This window comes from Streptomyces sp. NPDC005408 (assembly GCF_040606445.1).
GTDB lineage: Bacteria > Actinomycetota > Actinomycetes > Streptomycetales > Streptomycetaceae > Streptomyces.
Window position 1 is genome coordinate 1 of record NZ_JBEXEX010000024.1, and the last position, 16,434, is coordinate 16,434.

Sequence of the window (16,434 nt, forward strand, 5' to 3'; positions counted from 1 at the left end):
GCCTCGGTCCCTCAAAAAGGGGCCGACCGGGGGACGAACCAGGTCGATCCGCTGCTTCGGAAACTGGCCGTCCGGCTGGAGGAGGTGGTCAGATCGGCGAGTGCCTGGGACGTTCCCGCGGCGGCTTCACCACCAAGATCCATCTCGCCGCCGAAGGGCGATGTCGGCCTCTCGCCTTCGTCCTGACACCCGGTCACTACGGCGACGGTCCTCAGCTCGAGCGGGTGCTCAAGCAGGTTTCCGTGCCTCGCACCGGAGTCGGACGACCTCGCACCCGGCCCGACCGTGTCCTGGCGGACAAGGCCTACACATCCCGGAGAAATCGCCGCTACCTGCGACGACGCGGAATCCCACACACCATCCCTGAACGCCTCGACCAGCAAAGACACCGGCAGAACCGAGGATCCCGCGGCGGCCGGCCCACCGGATTCGACAGCGAGCGCTACAAGAAACGCAACACAGTCGAACGAGCCATCAACCGGCTGAAGGGCTTCCGGTCCGTCGCCACCCGTTACGAGAAGCGCGCCTACATCTACGGTGGCACTGTCACCCTCGCAGCCCTCATGATCTGGCTCCGAACATGATCCGAGAAACAGCGCCTAGTACGTTCCAGTACGGCAGCCGCCGTTTGAGATCTTGGTTCAGGCCCGGGGGTAGCAGGGCGGCCACCGCGTGATGTTTGCCTGGCCCAGGAGCGCTGATTGGTCAGCAGGATGTGCCCATTGGTGAGCGGCAAGGGCGGCCGGCGCCGTTCGGGGGATGTTCGGGCAGGGCTGCCGCAGGCCGGGGGGCCTCAGCGCGCTCGAGGGAAAAGCCGCTCGACAGCGGTCACCACTGCGGCGCGGCGGGCGGCGGTGGTGGGGTCCACGGCGTGTGCGGCGGCGGCCTCGCTGAGTTCGGGCTGCGCCGCCCAGGTCATGGCGATCTGGTTCACCAGGGCGAGGACGTCGGCCGGGTCCCAGGCGGGGTCGAGTTGTCCAGCCTGTTGCACCTGGCGGAGCTGGTCGATTTTGCGGGCGATCACTGCCTGGGCGGGATCGTCGGCAACGGCTGTGGTGCCCGGCAGTTCGAGCCGGCCCCAGGTGATCAGGCGGTGGTGGTCTGGACGGGCGACGAAGTAGTCGAACAGACGGCCCGCGTAGCCAGGGAGGTCGGACGGGTCTATCTGGGTGGCCTCGGCGATGACGACGTACTCCCGTGCAGCGACGTCGGCATAGAGCGCGTCTTTGCCGCGGAAGTAGGCGTAGACGCGTTCTTTGCTGGTCTTGGCGAGTTTGGCGATGCGGTCCACACGGGCGCCGGCGATGCCGTGGCGGGCGAACTCCTCCATGGCAGCGGTAAGAATGCGCTCGCGCGTGGTGTCGCCGGCGGCGGCTGCGGGCGCTGCGGTCTGGCCGGAGTCGCGGGACTGGGGCATGGCCCCAGGATAGAGCACCGAACCGTTTGGTTTGGCAGCTGGGCGATCGTCGCATAGAGTCAAACGGAACAGTTCGGTTTGACCTCTGCGGGTGAAGCCGGCGAACCACTCAGGGAGTGAACTCATGCAGCACCGCAATCTGGGCTCTCAGGGTCTGCGCGTCTCGGCGCTCGGCCTGGGGACCATGGGCATGTCCATGGCTTACGGCGCCTCGAACGACGACGAGGGCATCGCGACCATCCGCCGCGCCCACGAACTCGGGATCGACTTCTTCGACACCGCCGAGCTGTACGGCGCCGGTACCGGCAGCAACGAGATCCTCCTGGGCAAGGCGGTCAAAGACTTCCGCGACGAGGTGGTCCTTGCCACCAAGTTCGGCTTCGACATGACCGCCCCGGCGATCAGCCCCGCCTTCGACAGCCGCCCGGAAAACATCCGCAAGGTCGCCGAGAACAGCCTGCGCTACCTGCAGAGCGACCACATCGACCTCTTCTACCAGCACATCTCCGACCCCGACATTCCGGTCGAGGAGGTCGCCGGCGTGGTCGGCGAACTGATCACCGAAGGCAAGGTGAAGTACTTCGGCCTGAGCAACGTCGGCCCCCAGTACATCCGCCGCGCCCACGCCGTCACCCCGGTCTCCGTGCTCCAGTACGAGTACTCGCTCTTCGAGCGGGAGGTCGAGGAGGAGATCCTTCCCGTTCTGCGGGAACTCGGCATCGGCCTGGTGCCCTACTCCCCGCTCGGCCGCGGCTTCCTCACCGGCCAGGTCAAGCCCGCCAGCGAGTACGCCGCGGACGACATGCGCAGCTGGGACGAACGTTGGCAGGGCGAGAACTACACCTACAACCTGCACGCCACCGAACAGCTCAAGAATCTGGCCGACACCAAAGGCATCACCACCGCCCAACTCGCGCTGGCCTGGCTGCTCGCCCAGGGCGAGGACGTCGCACCCATTCCCGGCACCCGCAGCACCAAGCGCATCGAGGAGAACGCCGGCGCCACCGACGTCCAGCTCTCCGCCGCCGATCTGGCCCGCATCACGGAGATCCTTCCCCACGGCTCGGCAGGCAGCCGCCTCCCGGCCGCGGTCCTGTCCAGCTTCACCACAGACTGACCGTGCCGGCACCCGCGCGTGCGAGGCTGGGCCCGTCGGCCAAAGGCGGCACGCGGGGGCTATGGCGATCATCGCCGTGTTCTGTGCGGCGAGAGTCGGTAGGCCGAGTTCAAGGAGCTGCGTTGTCAGCCGTTGCGGGCGTCGCGGCTGATGCCCCAAGGGTCCGGGGAAGAGGAACACGGGTCCGCTGCCGGGAGCTGGTTGCAGCATGGAGCGCGTCACGGGGCGGGCGATCTTCTCTTCGATGAGTCTGGCCAGTGTCGGAGGAAGGGGGACGGGGACCCTTTCGAACGTGATGTAAGGGCCGTCCTGATCGCGCTGAAAGCAGTCCGTCGGCACGTGAACGATTCGGGTGACCGACCCATATGAGAATCCGACTGACCGCCGGAGAAACCGTCCTCGACGCGGCCCTCGACGACAACGCGACGGCACGCGACTTCGCCTCGCTGCTTCCGCTGACGCTGCAGAAGAACGACCTGTTCAAGCGCGAGAAGTACGGTCCCCTTCCCCGGTCTCTCGCCGCAGGAGGCGAGCCGCGGTCCAGTTACAGGATCGGCCACATCGTCTACTGGTCACCCGGTCCCGACACCGCCGTCTTCTATGACCACGAAGGCCAGTTCATCCCCGACCCGGGCATCGTCGTCCTCGGCGAAATCGACTCGGGGGCCGATGCCTTCAAGAAGTACGACGGCACGGTCGACGTCACCATCGAGGCCATCGGCTGAGACCCGGCCGGAAACCACCGGGATCGTCAACCCGGGGGAGGAGGGGGGACGGTTGTGGCCTCGTCGGCGGCGAAGGCGGCCGGGGTAAGACCGGTGCGGTCGCGGAAGAAGCGGCCGAAGTTCGCGGGGTCGGTGAAGCCGAGGTGGACGGCCACGGTCCGGGCATCCCACCGGGCGGCTCCCAGTAGGCGCCGGGCTTCCAGGAGGCGCCGTTCGTCGATGAGTTCGCGTACTGGCTTGCCGGTGGCGTCCCGGGTGGCGCGGCTGAGGGTGCGGACCGAGCAGTCGAGCAACTCGGCGTAGTCGGCGGCTTGGTGCAGTTCGCGAAAGTGCAGCTCCAGGGCGTCCAGGAAGCGTCCGTATCTGTCGGCGCGGCCGGTGTCGGCCGTGGCCGTGCCGGTGGGGGCGATGCCGGGGGCGTTGGTGAGGCGCAGCAGCAGCGATTCGAGCAGGCTGCGCCGCAGGGCGTGGTGGATGTCGAGGGGGCGGCGCCCCAGTGCGCGGTGTTCGTCCAGGAGCTGGAACGCCGTCTGCTGGAGCCAGGCGGTGTCGTCGGGGTGCGGGCTGAGCACGGCGGGGGCCTCGTGTGCGGTGAGCGGGGCCAGGAGACGGGCGAGGTCGGGCCGCAGTACGTCCGGTTCGAACAGGATGAACGGGCCGCGGGCCGCGCCGGGCGGATGCCAGCACTGCGCGTGCCCGGGACGCACCCACAGCCACTGGCCGGGGGCGACGGTTCGCGTGACGTGGTCGACGTCGTGCCGCAGCTCACCCTCGGTGATCGCGATGAGGTAGTGGAAGGTGGCACGGCCCGGACGGGGCGGGTTCCACGGCCAGTCGTCGTGCTGGGCGAAGAAGTCCTCGACGGTACTCACCTCGAGGCCGTACGGAGTACCGACCGGGGGCTGGAAACCGTACAACGGGACCGCGGCCGGTCCGGCCTGTCCGCTCGGGCTGGGGTGTCGCTTGTCGACCATCACGTGTCCGCAGCCTACTGCCCTATTTGTCGGCTTCGAAGGGAGGATGGGGTGTGCCGCCGCGACCACTCCGTGAGGAAGGCAATGCCCCATGAACGGAACGACCCTGCACAAGACCGCCGCCGACTGCGCCGAGGAGCTTCCCGGAGCCCGGCTGGAGCATCCCTTCGGTGACGGCTGGGAGGTCTTCAAGGCGCGCGGCAAGGTGTTCATGCTGATGACAGAAGTCCCGGGGCGGCCCGTCGTGATCCTCAAGGCGGACCCCGGCGAGGCCCACGCCCTGCGGGAGCAGTACAGCCACATCACCCCCGGCTACCACATGAACAAGAAGCACTGGATCACGCTGGAGGGCGGGGACGGCGTCGACAAGGAGTTCGTCAGGGAGCTCGTCACCGACTCCTACCGGCTCGTCGTCGCTCGCCTGCCCAGGGCCGAGCGGCCCGTCGACCCGCACACCTACGGCACCGGCGCACGGGCGGCCCGGTGAGCGCGGCCGGTGACCGGCTCCAGGACACCGCCCGCCACGCGGCCCTCGCGCTGCCCGGGACGGACCACGGTTACCCGTTCACCAAGCACCTGGACGTGTACAAGGTCGCGGGCAAGGTGTTCCTGATCATCACCGACGACCCGGACGAGCAGATCATCACGGTCAAGTGCGAACCCGAACACGCCCAAGCGCACGTGCACGGCTATGCCTCGATCACACCGGGCCGCTACCTCGACAAACGGCACTGGATCTCGCTCGGACCGGGCCCCGGCATCACCAAGCGGCTGGTCACCAACGCAGTCGAGGATTCCTACGACCTGGCCGTCGAGCGGCTACCGCAACGCGACCGCCCCCGTACCCGATGAACACCGCAAGCGCGCCCACGAGCCGCTGAGCCCGCGCCTGTCAGTGCCCCGTGCAAGGCTCGCCACGCCCGCACACCTCCGCCCGCGATCCGAGAGACCGATGGAACCGACCGAAGCGACCCTGCCGCTCTTCGACGAGGAGCCCGCCCGGCCACTCGCCGACCGCCTGCGTCCCACCCGACTGGAAGACGTCGTAGGGCAGGACCACCTCCTGGCCCCGGACGCCCCGCTGGGTCGCATGGTCGCGTCGCAGCGCCTCGGCTCCGCCATCCTGTGGGGCCCGCCCGGCGTGGGGAAAACGACCATCGCCCGCCTCCTCGCGGACGGCAGCAACCTGGCCTTCGAACCGGTGTCGGCCACCTTCTCCGGCGTGGCCGACCTGCGCAAGGTCTTCGCGGCCGCCCGCAGCCGGCGCACCATCGGCCAGGGCACCCTGCTGTTCGTCGACGAGATTCACCGCTTCAACCGCGCCCAGCAGGACAGCTTCCTGCCCTACGTCGAGGACGGCACGGTCACCCTGGTCGGCGCCACTACGGAGAACCCGAGTTTCGAACTCAACGGCGCCCTCCTCTCCCGCACCCAGGTCCTCGTCCTCAAACGCCTCGACGAAGCCGCCTTGTCCACACTCCTCGACCGTGCCGAGGACCTCACCGGCCACCGGCTGCCCCTGGACGACGACGCCCGCCGCGCCCTGATCGCCATGGCCGACGGCGACGGCCGCTACCTCCTCAACACGGCCGAACAGTTCCAGGCACTCCCGGACCCCGGCACCCCCCTGGACACCGCCGCGCTCGCCCACCACATCCAGCAGCGCGCCCCGCTGTACGACAAGGCGCAGGAGGGCCACTTCAACCTGATCTCCGCGCTCCACAAGTCGATGCGTGGCTCCGACCCGGACGCGGCCCTGTACTGGCTCGCCCGCATGCTCGACGGCGGCGAGGACCCCCTGTTCGTGGCCCGCCGGCTGGTCCGCTTCGCGAACGAAGACATCGGCATCGCCGACCCGCACGCCATCCAGCAGGCCCTCGCCGCTTGGGATGTGTACGAGCGACTCGGCTCCCCCGAGGGCGAGTTGGCGATCGCCCAGGCCGTTGTGTACCTCGCCACGGCCCCCAAGTCCATCGCCGTCTACCGCGGCTTCAACGCGGCCCACCGATCCGCCCGCCGCACCGGCTCACTCATGCCGCCCGCCCACATCCTCAACGCCCCGACCCGGCTGATGAAGGACCTCGGCTACGGCAAGGACTACCAGTACGACCCCGACACCACCGACGGCTTTTCCGGCGCCGACTACTTCCCCGACGGCATGGACCACGAGACGTACTACCAGCCCACCCGCAACGGCTATGAGTCCCAGATATCCGAGCGCCTGCGCCACTGGGCCGGCTTGCGCGCTCGTAGGCGCAGCGGCTGACGTTGGAAGCACCCGAACTGACTCACGGAACCCACGCCGCTGGGCCAAGGTGGCGCACACGTCGTCGAACCGGGCCGACCCCCGCAGGCCGCCGCACCGCCACCGCCGAAGGCAAGGTGATGGACGAACAGGGCAGACTGATCGCCCACGCCACCACTACCTGCATGATTCCTTTAGGCTGCCCGGCCGGAGTACGCCAAGGTCAGACGTCCTTGATCTGTACACGGTCGCCGCACAGTTTTGACCAGTCGTCGCGGTCCGAGGTCAGCACAAGGACGGGCGCTGGGGAGCGGAGCGCCATCGCGGCGACGAGGGCGTCGATGGCGCATTTGTGGCCGTGCAGGCCACCGGCGTCGCTCAGCAGCTGCACTGCGGTGAGGCTGTCCGCCTGGGTGACGTCCTGGACCTGGAGGCGGGAGAGCATCCAGTGCAGCCGGGCGGTGTCCGTCTTCCCGTAGACAGCCTCCACCACCGTCAGGGCCGACACGAGGACGGGCACGCCTATGCGCCGAGCGGCCTCGATCCGGGTGACCATCTGGCGGTCGTTGCGTAGAAGGAGCGACAGCGCCTGGGAGTCCAGAACCATGGACCTGGCCGCGGGCTCCTTCATGCGGCGTTGTCGTTCGACGCATACGGCGCCGGTGCGTCACCGAACAACTCGTGCTGCGCGGCCTGGATCTCGGCCTCGCTCAGCGGTTCGTGCTCGGCTTCGTAGGCGGTCACGATCTCGGCGAGGCCGTCCATCGCGAGCTGGTGCCGGACCGCCGCGGCGACGTACGCGGACACGCCGCGCTTGCCGGTGCGCGTACGCAGGGCACCGAGGAGTTCCGAGGGTATCGAGACGGAGATGTTCTCCGTGCCTCCGGGGCGGGGTGACTTCATGACGCCAGTCTAGTACATGAACTATTACAGCGCTGGGGTGCTGTGCAGCCTGCATCGGTGGCGCATAGTCTTGGCGCCCCGGATCTTCTTGTGCCTTGTCGCGGCGCCCGTGCTGGATATGTGCTGGGGTGTGCCAGCATTTCCGCAGGTCAGAGTCTTGTGGGGTAGTTCCGCTTCAACGTGTAGCGGCCGGCGGATCGCCGGGTCGGTCGATCCGGTGGGCACGCAGGTCGTGGAGGGCCCGGCTCGGGGAGTCGGGCCCTCTGCCGTGCCCGCGCAGGGCCGGGAAGATCGCCGAAGGTACGATCATCGTATGACACGGAACGTGGTGATCAGCGGTGGCGGAACGGGGCTCGGACTCGCGGCTGCGCGGACCTTCGCGGCGGGCGGGGACCGGGTGTTGCTGCTCGGGCGGCGGCGCGAGGTGCTGGAGGAGGCCGGCGTGCCGGGCGCGAGCGTGTACGCGGCCGATCTGACCGAGCCCGAAGCGGTGCGGGGCGTAAGGAAGTTCGTGGACGCGGAGCTCGGCGGCCGGGTCGACGTGCTGATCCACAGCGCGGGCGGCAACGGCGGACTCGAGCCCCCGGTCGCCTCGGACGATCCGCTGGACGCCGTCGCCCACGACTGGACCGTCAACTTCCGGATCAACACGCTTACGGCCGCCCTGCTGACGGAGGCGCTGCGCGAGCAACTCGCCTCGCCCGGCGGCCGGGTGCTCTTCCTCAGCTCCATCGCCGCCTACCGCGGGTCGAACGCGAGCCCGTATGCCGCCTCCAAGGCCGCGCTCCACCCGTACGCCCATGAGCTGGCCCGCGTACTGGGCCCGCGGGGGATCACGGTGAATCTGGTGGCGCCCGGGTACATCGAGGACACCGGGTTCTTCGGCGGGCCCCCGCCCGAGGAGCGGCGGGCGATGTGGATCGCCGAGACCTCCACCGGACGCGCGGGCACGCTCGGGGACATCGCCGAAACCCTGCACTGGCTGGCCTCTCCCGCCGCCGGGCACATCACCTCGCAGGTGATCCAGGTCAACGGCGGGGCCGAGCACGGGCATTGAGACCCGGAAGCGGGTCCGCCCCACGGAAACGACAGGGCTCCCGCGTCGCCGGGCCGGCGATCTCGATCGCCGGCCGCGTCGACGCGGGAGCCCTGTCTCACGTCACGGGCCCCGCCGCGGGGCCGTCGGCGTATCTCAGACGCCGGAGGGCACCCTCTCCTTCGTCGCCGGAACGGCGTCCTCCGTGGAATTCACGGGGTCGGCCCCCAACCGCCGACGCAGATATCCGGCCATCAGCGCCAGAGCGTCCCTGGACGTCTGGAGTTTCGCCGCAACGGCCAGAAAACCGTGCGGCAGACCCGGGTAGTCGTGGTGTTCCACCGGTACGCCCGCCGCCGAGAGCGCGTTCGCGTACGCTTCGCCCTCGTCCCGTACGGGGCACAGCTCGGCCGTCAGGATCAATGCCGCGGGAAGTCCGCCGTGCTCGGCCGCCTTGAGCGGTGAGGCATACGGGGAGTCGCCGTCGGCGGGATTCGCGAGATAGTGATTCCAGAACCACGCGCTCGAATGCACGTTGAAGAACATCGGGTCCTTGTTCTCGCGCATGGACTTCGAATCCATGTCGTTGTGCAGCGGCGGGTAGACAAGCACCTGGGCGGAAATCTCAGGACCCTTCTCGTCCCGCGCCATCAGGGCCATGGTCGCGGCCAGATTGCCACCCGCGCTGTCTCCCGCGACGGCGATGCGCCGGCTGTCCGCGCCGAATTCGGCAGCGTGGTCCGCCGCCCATTTCACGGCGGTGAAGCAGTCGTCGACGGCTGCCGGGAACGGGTTCTCGGGGGCCAGCCGGTAGCCCACGGACACCACGACGCAGCGCGCCATGGTGGACAGCGCCCGGCAGATCGAGTCCGAGGTGCTCAGGGACCCGACGACGAAACCGCCGCCGTTGAAGTACAGCACCATCGGCAGCGGTTCGTCGCTCCGCGGGCGGTACACCCTGACCGTCTGCCGGCCGGCCGGCCCGGTGAAGTCCACGTCGAAGACTTCTTCCGGATGCTCGTGCCAGTCCCAGGCCGCGGCTTCGGTCTCCGCATCCGCGTGGCGGGCCTCTGCCACCGACATCTTGTAGAGCGGGGTGAATCCGGTCACCTCGCGATAACGCCTGATCATCGCATAGGTTGGATCAAGCGGCATGGAAACTCCTCAAACTATCCGCCATCGTTTCCGTACTGAGGACGCGGTGAGTGGTGACCGGACGACATGCGCCCGATACGCCGCGCCAGAACGGACGGTAGGAGCACCCTCCGATTAGGCGCGTCCGCACCGCGCTGGTCCGAGCGGAAGCATTTCGCTGATCATTCTTCTGTGCGGGTAAGTCTCGTGATTACTGCGGGCCAACCTCCCCCCTGCCAGACTCGATTCACGTTCGAAGCGTGTTCGGCAATCGCTAGGAGGGGAAATGTCTGACATTCTCGATGAGCAGCTCGTGAAAGCGCTCAAGGGAGTCGCTGAACTGCCGGAGGATTTCGAGGTCACCGGCGAGCAGAACCTCAGGTCGGAGCTGGGAATCGACTCCCTGGGGATGATCGACCTGGTGATGCACGTGGAGGAGTCGCTCGGCATCAAGATCGGCGAGGACTCCATCGGCAATTTCGCCACCGTCGCCGACCTCCAGAACCACGTCCGCGAGCTGTCCGCGACGGCGGCCGCGTAAGTCCCCCTGCCCCTGTTCCTGATGCAACGGAGTGCCGTGTGTTCGAGTTCAGTCTCCGTCAGGTCGCGCTCTGCGGACAGCAACCCGGGGAAGAGCCAGGAGAACTGGCCGAACCCCCGTCGGGTCTGACCGCGGTCATCGGAACCGTCGGTGACCAGTTCCGCGACTCCTTCACCCGTCTGTGCCTGTACCTGGCCCGTACCCACGACGAGGCGCCGCAGACGCGCACCGACGACACCGTGGTGATCGGTACCGAGTACGGCAACACCGCGGCGCTGGCCAGGCTGCAGCGTCGCGCGGAAACCGACGGCAGGATGCTGTCCGCCAAGCACTTCCCGAACGCCACGTCGAGCTCCGCCTCGGCGTTCGTGAACATCGGGATCGGCGCCACCGGCAGGAATCTGACGCTCAACGCGGGTCTGCTCACGCCCGTGTTGGCGATCTGGCAGGCCCTGCTCGCGCTCGCCGTCGACAGGTCGTCGATCAGCAAGGTGCTGATCGGCGACGTCTACTCGCCGGAGGCGCTCCTGGACGCCGGCCGCGAATCCCGCGGCCTGCGGTGCCGGTCGGGGCTGACCCACGCCACGTTCGTCAAGGGCAGCGAGTTCCGCGCGGAGTTCGACTTCACGTCCGACGACGACGAGACCGCGGCGCTCGGCGGACAGATCGGGTTGAGCCGGTCGGACGACCGCAACGGCGCTTTCGTCACCGCCGAGTTCCTCGCATTGATCCAGACGCTGGAGGTGGGCGAGCGGGCCGTGCTCACCTGCCGGGGTCCGCTCGCACGCCGCGGCGCGCTGACCGTCACCAGGCAGAGCGTCGACACGGCACGTAACGGAGGTCGCGGTGAATAGGTCAGCACGAATCTTCGTCACCGGCCTGGGGGTCATCTCCCCGGCCGGCGCCGGCACCGCCCCGTTCTGGGACGACCTGTGTGCGGCACGCAACCGGTTCACCGACCTCATCCCGCTGTACCCGGGGATGAAGGAGGGCATGCTCGGCGGCCGGGTGCCCAAGGACGCCTGGGACATCGCGCTCGAACAGGTCAGTGAGCAGACGCGCGCGCGGCCGCGGGCGGCGTCGGTGTTCGCCGAGTACGCGGCGCTCGAAGCGCTCCGCGACGCGGGCCTGGAACGCGGCGACGACCTGGTGCGCGACGCCGTGGTGTGCATCGGCACCAGCGACGGTCAGGCCGACGCGCTGGAGGACCTCGTCGCCGGACGCAGGGACATCGTCGAGACGGGCGGCTTCTCCAGCTACTCGATCACGGCGGACGTCGCGGCGGCCGTCGGCGCCCGGGGGCCGGCGTTCACCACGCAGAGTACCTGCGCCTCGGCGAACGTGGCGGTGTCCAGCGCGATGGAGATGCTGCGCAGCGGGGTCGCCGACACCGCGGTCGTCGGCGGCTGTGATCCGTACTCCGAGAAGAACATCATCGGCTTCAGCTCGCTGCAGACCATCGGCGCCCAGCGGTGCAGGCCGTTCTCCGCCGACCGGCGCTACGTGACCCCGTCCGAGGGCGCCGGCATCCTGGTGCTGCAGACGGAGGACGCGCTGCGCCCCGGGCAGCGCCCGTACGCCGAACTCCTCGCGACGGCGATCACCAACGACGCGAGCCACCCGACGGCGCCCGACCGCAGCGGCGTCGAGGCGTGCCATCGCCGGGCGCTCGACGAGGCCGGGATCACCGCCGCCGACGTCGACGTGATCTTCGCCCACGGCACCGGCAGCCGGGCCAACGACACGGTCGAGGGCGGCATCTTCACCGAGATCTACCCGCGAGCGGCGGTGACCGCGATCAAGGGAACGGTCGGGCACCTGATGGGCGCGGCCGGCGCGGCGGGCGCGGTGGCGTCCTGTCTGACCATGCGGCACCGGCTGGTGCCACCGACGGCCGTGGACCACACGGAGGTCGAGGGCGGTCTGAACCTGGTCACCGGTGCACCGCTGGCGCTGCCGCAGCTGCGGTACGTGCAGAGCAACGCGTTCGGCTTCGGGGGCAACAACGCGATCAGCATCTTCCGGAACGTCGCGTGAACGCGCCGCTCCGGCTGACCCACGACGGGCCGCTCGCGATCCTCACCATGGACAGCCCCCCGCTGAACCTGTTCGACCTCGCGATGTGGGACGCGTGGGAGGCGGCGGTCGCGCGGCTCACGGACGCTCCGCCCCGGGCGCTGCTGATCAGGGCGGAAGGACGTGTGGTCAGCGCGGGCGTCGACGTCCAGGTGTTCGCCGACACCGATCCGGCCGAAGCGGAGTCGTTCTGGGCGAGGCAGCTGCGGATCACCCAGGCGGTGGAGGCGCTGCCGTGCCCGACGGTGTTCGCCGCGCACTCGCTGACGCTGACCGCCGCGTTCGAGCTCGCGCTCGCCTGCGACCTGATCGTCTCGACGGGGTCCGCGAGGTTCGGGCTCGTCGAGCGCAAGGTCGCCTTCACCCCGTCGATGGGCGGTACCCAGCGACTGGCCGAGCGCGCCGGCCCGGCGCGCGCACGCGAGCTCGTGATGACCGGCGACCTGTACCGCGCGTCGGAGCTCGCCGAATGGGGCGTCGTCAACGCGCTGTTCGAGCCGGCCGGTTTCCACGAGGCCGCGCACGCCTACGCGATGCGGCTGGCCACCGGGCCGACCGTGGCGCACGCGGCGACCAAGCGGATCGTACGCGCGTGCCTCGACGGCGGGGTCCCGGCCGCCGACGCGGTGCTCGCCCCGACCGCGGCCGGCGTCGTGCGCACCGAGGATCACCGCGCCGCCGTCGCGGCCTTCCTGGCGGAGGGGCCGGAGCACCGCACGACCTACGTCGGCCGGTAGGCCGTCTCTTTCGGAACGGACCGGATCACGAGCGGAGGGAGAACCGTGGAGGAGCGGAGCGACCGGGCCGACGCCTGGTACGTCGGTGTCGATCAGGTGCCCGAGTCGCTCGCCGTCCTCCTGGACGAGCGCGACCGGGCCCGCCGGCGACGGATCGCGCGCCCGGCGGACCGGAGCCGCTTCCTCGCCGCCTGGGTGCTGGCGCGTCTCGTCCTCGGCCAGAGACTGGGCCGGGATCCGGCGGCCCTGAGCTTCGACCGGACCTGCGCCCACTGCGACGACCCGGCGCACGGGAAGCCGGTCGTGGCGACGGCCGGACCGCGGCCGGACTTCTCGCTCGCGCACAGCGGCGGACTCGCCGTGGTCGTCGTCTCGGACCGGGCCGTCGGCGTCGACGTCGAGGACGCCACGGCCAGGGAGCAGCCGCTGGCCCCGGCGCTGACGGCGCGGGAACGCGCGGACTGCCGGGGCTACCCGGACTTCGCACGCCTGTGGACCCGCAAGGAGGCCCTGCTCAAAGCCGTGGGGAAGGGGCTGGCGGTGCATCCGAGGCACATCGAGGTGCACGGCACGACGCTGCTCGCGCTCCCTGCGGCACTCGGCCGCCCGGAGGACTACAGCCTTCGGGACCTTCCACTGCCCGCCCCGTACGTGGGGTCCGTCGCCGCGCTCGGATCCCGGTTGTCCTTGTCCGTCCGCAGCGGCGAGGACCTGGTCGGCCGTACCGCGCGGGGACGCGCGGAGCGTGCGGACCCGGCGCGGACCGCCGGTCCGGAGCAATCAACCGTCACCTGACCGCGAGCGGCCTCAGCACAGGGGACGCCCGCGAGAATTGTGAGCCATCATGTCGCCCACCCCGTCCGTAGACTCCCCGAGCACCAGCGACAGCGCGGAACCGCCGGAGACCTGGGAGGACCGTGCCCCGGAGCCCCGGACCGCGAAGAACCCCTTCCTGGCGATCGTGCACGACAAGGTCATGCGCGCCCCGCTGTTCTGGAGCGCCGTCGGCCGGCTCCCGCTCTACCTGATCTCCGTCTCCATGGTGGTCTTCACCGCGTCACGGGGGCTCAGCTACTTCTCGGCCGGTCTGCTCCTGTCCGGGTACAGCCTGGGCGGGGCGGCCCTCGCGCCGTTCGTCGCCCGGGTCGTCGACAGGTACGGGCAGCCGCCCGTGCTGCTGATCACCGGCGCGGTCTATCCGGTCGCCCTGATCGGCTTCGTGCTCGCCGACCCGAAGGCGGTGGCCCTGCAGCTGGTGTGCGTGGTCGTCGCCGGTGCCGCGATGCCGCCGATCAGCGGCTGCATCCGCTCCCTGTGGAGCGCGCCGGGCAACACCGAGCGGGTGGGCCTCTCGCTGGAGGCGGTGCTGGGCGAGGTCTTCGTGATCGGCGGGCCGCTGCTGTTCAGCCTGGCGCTGATCTGGGGCGGCGCGGGGTCGGCCCTCGTCGTCGGCGCCGTGCTCACCAGCGTGGGCGCCATCGGGTTCGCGATGACCCGGACCTCGCGGGACCGGAAGGTCGCACCCGTCACCGGCAAGCGCGATCCGCTGGGCGCGCTCCGTTCCCCGGCCCTGGTCCGGCTGCTGGTCCTGCTGCTCGTCGCCGGGTGCGCCACCGGCGCGTACAACGTGGCGGTGCCGGCCTTCGTCGAGAACCACGGCTCCGCCGGTGACATCGGTCTGGTCTTCGGAGTGTGGGGCGTCGGCGGCATCCTCGGCGGGCTCTGGTACGGCAGCCGCACCTTCCGCCAGCCGTCCGAGACCGTCTTCGCCTGGGGCCTGCTCGCCCTCGGCGGGGCCTCCGCGCTGGTGCTGGCCGCCTGGGACAACTGGTCGATGGGCGTTGCCCTCGTCGTCCTCGGCCTGCTCCAGGCGCCGGTGACCGCGCTCTCGTACGAGCTCATCTCCCGCACCGCGCGGGCGGGTTACGTCACCGAGGCGTACACCTGGGCCATCACGGTCAGCGTGGGCGGCTCGGCGGTCGGCTCTCAGCTGGGCGGCCTCGGGCTCGGCGCGTACGGCACCTCGGCGCCCTTCCTCGGAGCGGTCGTCGGCATGCTCGTGGTCGCCGCGCTGGCCTTCGGCGCCCGTCGGCTGTTCGCGGCACCGGCCGAACCGGACGGGTCCGCCGAGCCGACCGGAGCCGCCGAGCCGGCCGAAGCCGTGACGTCACCCGCCTAGCCCCCGTTGCCCTGGACGGTGAACGCCTTTCGGTCAAAGGGACGTTCGCCGTGACGCAAGGGCAATCGGGGGGAACTGAAAGGGAATTGCGGGGGAAGTAGTCCCTGCATACTAGGAATTATGCGTGCACACTCCGAGAGAAGCTCGCAATTCAGGCTGCTGCTGGTGATGCCGAGTCATCAACTGGTACGCAAGGGAACGGAGTTGGGGTTCCGCATCTGGTCGCTATGGGATCCTGCACAGCTCGACGTGGATCTGCGGCCGCGCCTTGAAGAAGTATCCGAAGAACTGCTGCTCACCGACTTCACCGACGAGAGCGGTCTGCGCGAGCTCATCGCGCGGACCGCGCGGACCCACGACCTCGACGTCGTGCTCCACTGCGGGCACGACGGCTCGGTCCTGCCGGTGGCCCGGGAGGCGTGGCGGCTCGGCCTGACCCCGAACGCGCCGGAGGTCCACGAACGGCTCCGGGAGGGCGAGGCGGACGACTGGATCCCCGCCGAGGCGCCCCGGGTGAGCGTCGAGACGCTGACCGTGGACGGCATCCACCACGTCATCGGCATGACGTCCCAACGCACCACGGGGACACCGGACTTCCACGTGACCGGCCACCTCCACCCGGCGCCCCTGGACGAAGCGGTGCAGAAGGTCATCGCGGGGAAGGTCACGGACCTGCTGTCGGCGAGCGGATACCGCTCCGGGCCCGCCCACACCCAGGTGGCGCTGCTGCCGCTCGGGCCGCGGATCGTGTCCTGCCGGGCGCACCTCGGCGACGACCGCATCCCGCTGCTGATCGACATCGCGCGGGGCTTCGACCCGGAGGCGGCGGTCTTCGCCGGCCTGCTCGGCACCCGGCCGGTGGTGGGGCCCGCCTCGCGGTACGCGGAGATCGGCTTCTTCCTGCTGCCCGAAGGGCGCCTGGAGACGTACACCGGCACGGAGGAGATCGCGGTCACGCCCTGGGTCCGCGGCGCGCGCTTCCCCTACCGGCCCGGTGACCGGGTCGCCCCGATCGGCGATCGGGGCAGCCGCCGCGCCTACGTGGTGGTCGAGGGGGACACGCCGGAGCTCACCCGTACGCGGGTGGCCGGCGCGCGCCGGGATCTGGTCACGGACATCCGGCAGTCCGAGAGCTGACCGGCACGGGGCCGCCCGCCGACGGTTGCGGCGGCGGCCCCGGTAAGCGAGATGTGCAGGCGGGCCGGCCGGACGTCATCGCCGCGTGTCGTACCGGTTGCACCGCTCGCGGACGCGCCGGGCCCCACAACGTCCGTAACGTCCCAGGTACTTGCCGGCGCACGGTCGCCGACACGAATCGTCCCGAGTCCCCGGTTGACGAAGTGCCGATCG

At 70.0% G+C, this 16,434-nt stretch carries 18 protein-coding genes and 1 pseudogene; 14 read left to right on the plus strand and 5 right to left on the minus strand.

The window, feature by feature from the left end; all coding sequences use genetic code 11:
* Window positions 1-89 precede the first annotated feature (89 nt).
* Window positions 90-584 (plus strand): annotated as a pseudogene (locus ABZS64_RS22290) (IS5 family transposase); the annotation flags it as partial.
* Between the two features lie 209 nt (window positions 585-793).
* Here the strand turns inward: ABZS64_RS22290 and ABZS64_RS22295 are convergent.
* Window positions 794-1,417, minus strand: coding sequence for a TetR family transcriptional regulator (locus ABZS64_RS22295; protein WP_355832250.1), 624 nt, complete (start codon window positions 1,415-1,417; stop codon window positions 794-796).
* A gap of 124 nt (window positions 1,418-1,541) precedes the next feature.
* On the opposite strand from ABZS64_RS22295, the gene ABZS64_RS22300 reads away from it, so the two are divergent.
* Both ABZS64_RS22300 and ABZS64_RS22305 read left to right on the plus strand, forming a co-directional pair.
* Window positions 1,542-2,534 (plus strand): aldo/keto reductase, encoded by a 993-nt coding sequence (locus ABZS64_RS22300; protein ID WP_355832253.1) that lies wholly within the window; start codon window positions 1,542-1,544, stop codon window positions 2,532-2,534.
* 365 nt (window positions 2,535-2,899) lie between these two features.
* Entirely contained in the window at window positions 2,900-3,259 is a 360-nt protein-coding gene (locus ABZS64_RS22305) for a cyclophilin-like fold protein (RefSeq protein WP_355832256.1), read from the plus strand.
* 26 nt (window positions 3,260-3,285) lie between these two features.
* Here the strand turns inward: ABZS64_RS22305 and ABZS64_RS22310 are convergent, their stop codons facing one another.
* Window positions 3,286-4,236, minus strand: a complete 951-nt coding sequence (locus ABZS64_RS22310) for an AraC family transcriptional regulator (protein WP_355832257.1) — start codon at window positions 4,234-4,236, stop codon at window positions 3,286-3,288.
* Window positions 4,237-4,324: 88 nt separating this feature from the next.
* Here ABZS64_RS22310 and ABZS64_RS22315 point away from each other — a divergent pair, with 88 nt between their 5' ends.
* The 3 genes from ABZS64_RS22315 to ABZS64_RS22325 all read left to right on the plus strand — a co-directional run bounded on the left by ABZS64_RS22315 (window position 4,325) and on the right by ABZS64_RS22325 (window position 6,499).
* A complete protein-coding gene (locus tag ABZS64_RS22315) occupies window positions 4,325-4,720 on the plus strand; it encodes an MmcQ/YjbR family DNA-binding protein (RefSeq protein WP_355832260.1) in 396 nt (131 codons plus the stop codon).
* Window positions 4,717-5,085, plus strand: a complete 369-nt coding sequence (locus tag ABZS64_RS22320) for an MmcQ/YjbR family DNA-binding protein (RefSeq protein ID WP_355832263.1) — start codon at window positions 4,717-4,719, stop codon at window positions 5,083-5,085. The genes ABZS64_RS22315 and ABZS64_RS22320 overlap by 4 nt, the downstream gene beginning before the upstream one ends.
* Before the next feature lie 100 nt (window positions 5,086-5,185).
* Window positions 5,186-6,499, plus strand: coding sequence for a replication-associated recombination protein A (locus tag ABZS64_RS22325; protein ID WP_355832265.1), 1,314 nt, complete (start codon window positions 5,186-5,188; stop codon window positions 6,497-6,499).
* Window positions 6,500-6,701: 202 nt separating this feature from the next.
* Here the strand turns inward: ABZS64_RS22325 and ABZS64_RS22330 are convergent, their stop codons facing one another.
* Both ABZS64_RS22330 and ABZS64_RS22335 read right to left on the minus strand, forming a co-directional pair.
* On the minus strand, window positions 6,702-7,109 hold the full coding sequence (locus tag ABZS64_RS22330) for a PIN domain-containing protein (RefSeq protein WP_355832268.1): 408 nt from the start codon (window positions 7,107-7,109) through the stop codon (window positions 6,702-6,704).
* Window positions 7,106-7,381: a hypothetical protein gene (locus tag ABZS64_RS22335; RefSeq protein WP_355832271.1), complete on the minus strand. Its 276-nt coding sequence runs from the start codon at window positions 7,379-7,381 to the stop codon at window positions 7,106-7,108. Before ABZS64_RS22335 ends, ABZS64_RS22330 begins: the two co-directional genes overlap by 4 nt.
* A gap of 313 nt (window positions 7,382-7,694) precedes the next feature.
* Here ABZS64_RS22335 and ABZS64_RS22340 point away from each other — a divergent pair, with 313 nt between their 5' ends.
* Complete coding sequence (locus ABZS64_RS22340; RefSeq protein WP_355832273.1) at window positions 7,695-8,438, plus strand: SDR family oxidoreductase; 744 nt, start codon at window positions 7,695-7,697, stop codon at window positions 8,436-8,438.
* Between the two features lie 135 nt (window positions 8,439-8,573).
* Here ABZS64_RS22340 and ABZS64_RS22345 read toward each other — a convergent pair whose 3' ends face one another.
* Window positions 8,574-9,572 carry an alpha/beta hydrolase gene (locus ABZS64_RS22345; protein WP_355832276.1) on the minus strand — a complete coding sequence of 333 codons (999 nt, stop codon included), beginning with the start codon at window positions 9,570-9,572 and terminating at the stop codon, window positions 8,574-8,576.
* A gap of 265 nt (window positions 9,573-9,837) precedes the next feature.
* Between ABZS64_RS22345 and ABZS64_RS22350 the strand changes: the two genes are divergently transcribed.
* The 7 genes from ABZS64_RS22350 (at window position 9,838) to ABZS64_RS22380 (ending at window position 16,221) form a co-directional block, all read left to right on the plus strand.
* The gene (locus ABZS64_RS22350) at window positions 9,838-10,092 is read left to right on the plus strand and encodes an acyl carrier protein (RefSeq protein WP_355832278.1); all 255 of its coding nucleotides are present in this window, start codon (window positions 9,838-9,840) and stop codon (window positions 10,090-10,092) included.
* Window positions 10,093-10,130: 38 nt separating this feature from the next.
* Window positions 10,131-10,946, plus strand: a complete 816-nt coding sequence (locus tag ABZS64_RS22355) for a hypothetical protein (protein WP_355832281.1) — start codon at window positions 10,131-10,133, stop codon at window positions 10,944-10,946.
* Window positions 10,939-12,129, plus strand: a complete 1,191-nt coding sequence (locus ABZS64_RS22360) for a beta-ketoacyl synthase N-terminal-like domain-containing protein (protein ID WP_355832284.1) — start codon at window positions 10,939-10,941, stop codon at window positions 12,127-12,129. The genes ABZS64_RS22355 and ABZS64_RS22360 overlap by 8 nt, the downstream gene beginning before the upstream one ends.
* On the plus strand, window positions 12,126-12,905 hold the full coding sequence (locus tag ABZS64_RS22365) for an enoyl-CoA hydratase/isomerase family protein (RefSeq protein WP_355832287.1): 780 nt from the start codon (window positions 12,126-12,128) through the stop codon (window positions 12,903-12,905). Before ABZS64_RS22360 ends, ABZS64_RS22365 begins: the two co-directional genes overlap by 4 nt.
* A gap of 45 nt (window positions 12,906-12,950) precedes the next feature.
* Window positions 12,951-13,700 (plus strand): 4'-phosphopantetheinyl transferase superfamily protein, encoded by a 750-nt coding sequence (locus ABZS64_RS22370; RefSeq protein WP_355832290.1) that lies wholly within the window; start codon window positions 12,951-12,953, stop codon window positions 13,698-13,700.
* A 49-nt stretch (window positions 13,701-13,749) separates the two neighbouring features.
* On the plus strand, window positions 13,750-15,084 hold the full coding sequence (locus ABZS64_RS22375) for an MFS transporter (protein WP_355832293.1): 1,335 nt from the start codon (window positions 13,750-13,752) through the stop codon (window positions 15,082-15,084).
* A gap of 120 nt (window positions 15,085-15,204) precedes the next feature.
* A complete protein-coding gene (locus ABZS64_RS22380; protein ID WP_355832296.1) occupies window positions 15,205-16,221 on the plus strand; it encodes a phosphoribosylglycinamide synthetase in 1,017 nt (338 codons plus the stop codon).
* The last annotated feature ends 213 nt before the right edge of the window (window positions 16,222-16,434 follow it).

What these genes read in the sequence shown, in the direction of transcription:
- ABZS64_RS22335 (WP_355832271.1), bottom strand. Translation starts at nt 7,381, where the DNA reads ATGAAGTCACCCCGCCCCGGAGGCACGGAGAACATCTCCGTCTCGATA.
- ABZS64_RS22300 (WP_355832253.1), top strand. Translation starts at nt 1,542, where the DNA reads ATGCAGCACCGCAATCTGGGCTCTCAGGGTCTGCGCGTCTCGGCGCTC.
- ABZS64_RS22380 (WP_355832296.1), top strand. Translation starts at nt 15,205, where the DNA reads ATGCGTGCACACTCCGAGAGAAGCTCGCAATTCAGGCTGCTGCTGGTG.
- ABZS64_RS22340 (WP_355832273.1), top strand. Translation starts at nt 7,695, where the DNA reads ATGACACGGAACGTGGTGATCAGCGGTGGCGGAACGGGGCTCGGACTC.
- ABZS64_RS22295 (WP_355832250.1), bottom strand. Translation starts at nt 1,417, where the DNA reads ATGCCCCAGTCCCGCGACTCCGGCCAGACCGCAGCGCCCGCAGCCGCC.
- ABZS64_RS22330 (WP_355832268.1), bottom strand. Translation starts at nt 7,109, where the DNA reads ATGAAGGAGCCCGCGGCCAGGTCCATGGTTCTGGACTCCCAGGCGCTG.
- ABZS64_RS22350 (WP_355832278.1), top strand. Translation starts at nt 9,838, where the DNA reads ATGTCTGACATTCTCGATGAGCAGCTCGTGAAAGCGCTCAAGGGAGTC.
- ABZS64_RS22315 (WP_355832260.1), top strand. Translation starts at nt 4,325, where the DNA reads ATGAACGGAACGACCCTGCACAAGACCGCCGCCGACTGCGCCGAGGAG.
- ABZS64_RS22305 (WP_355832256.1), top strand. Translation starts at nt 2,900, where the DNA reads ATGAGAATCCGACTGACCGCCGGAGAAACCGTCCTCGACGCGGCCCTC.
- ABZS64_RS22375 (WP_355832293.1), top strand. Translation starts at nt 13,750, where the DNA reads ATGTCGCCCACCCCGTCCGTAGACTCCCCGAGCACCAGCGACAGCGCG.
- ABZS64_RS22325 (WP_355832265.1), top strand. Translation starts at nt 5,186, where the DNA reads ATGGAACCGACCGAAGCGACCCTGCCGCTCTTCGACGAGGAGCCCGCC.
- ABZS64_RS22345 (WP_355832276.1), bottom strand. Translation starts at nt 9,572, where the DNA reads ATGCCGCTTGATCCAACCTATGCGATGATCAGGCGTTATCGCGAGGTG.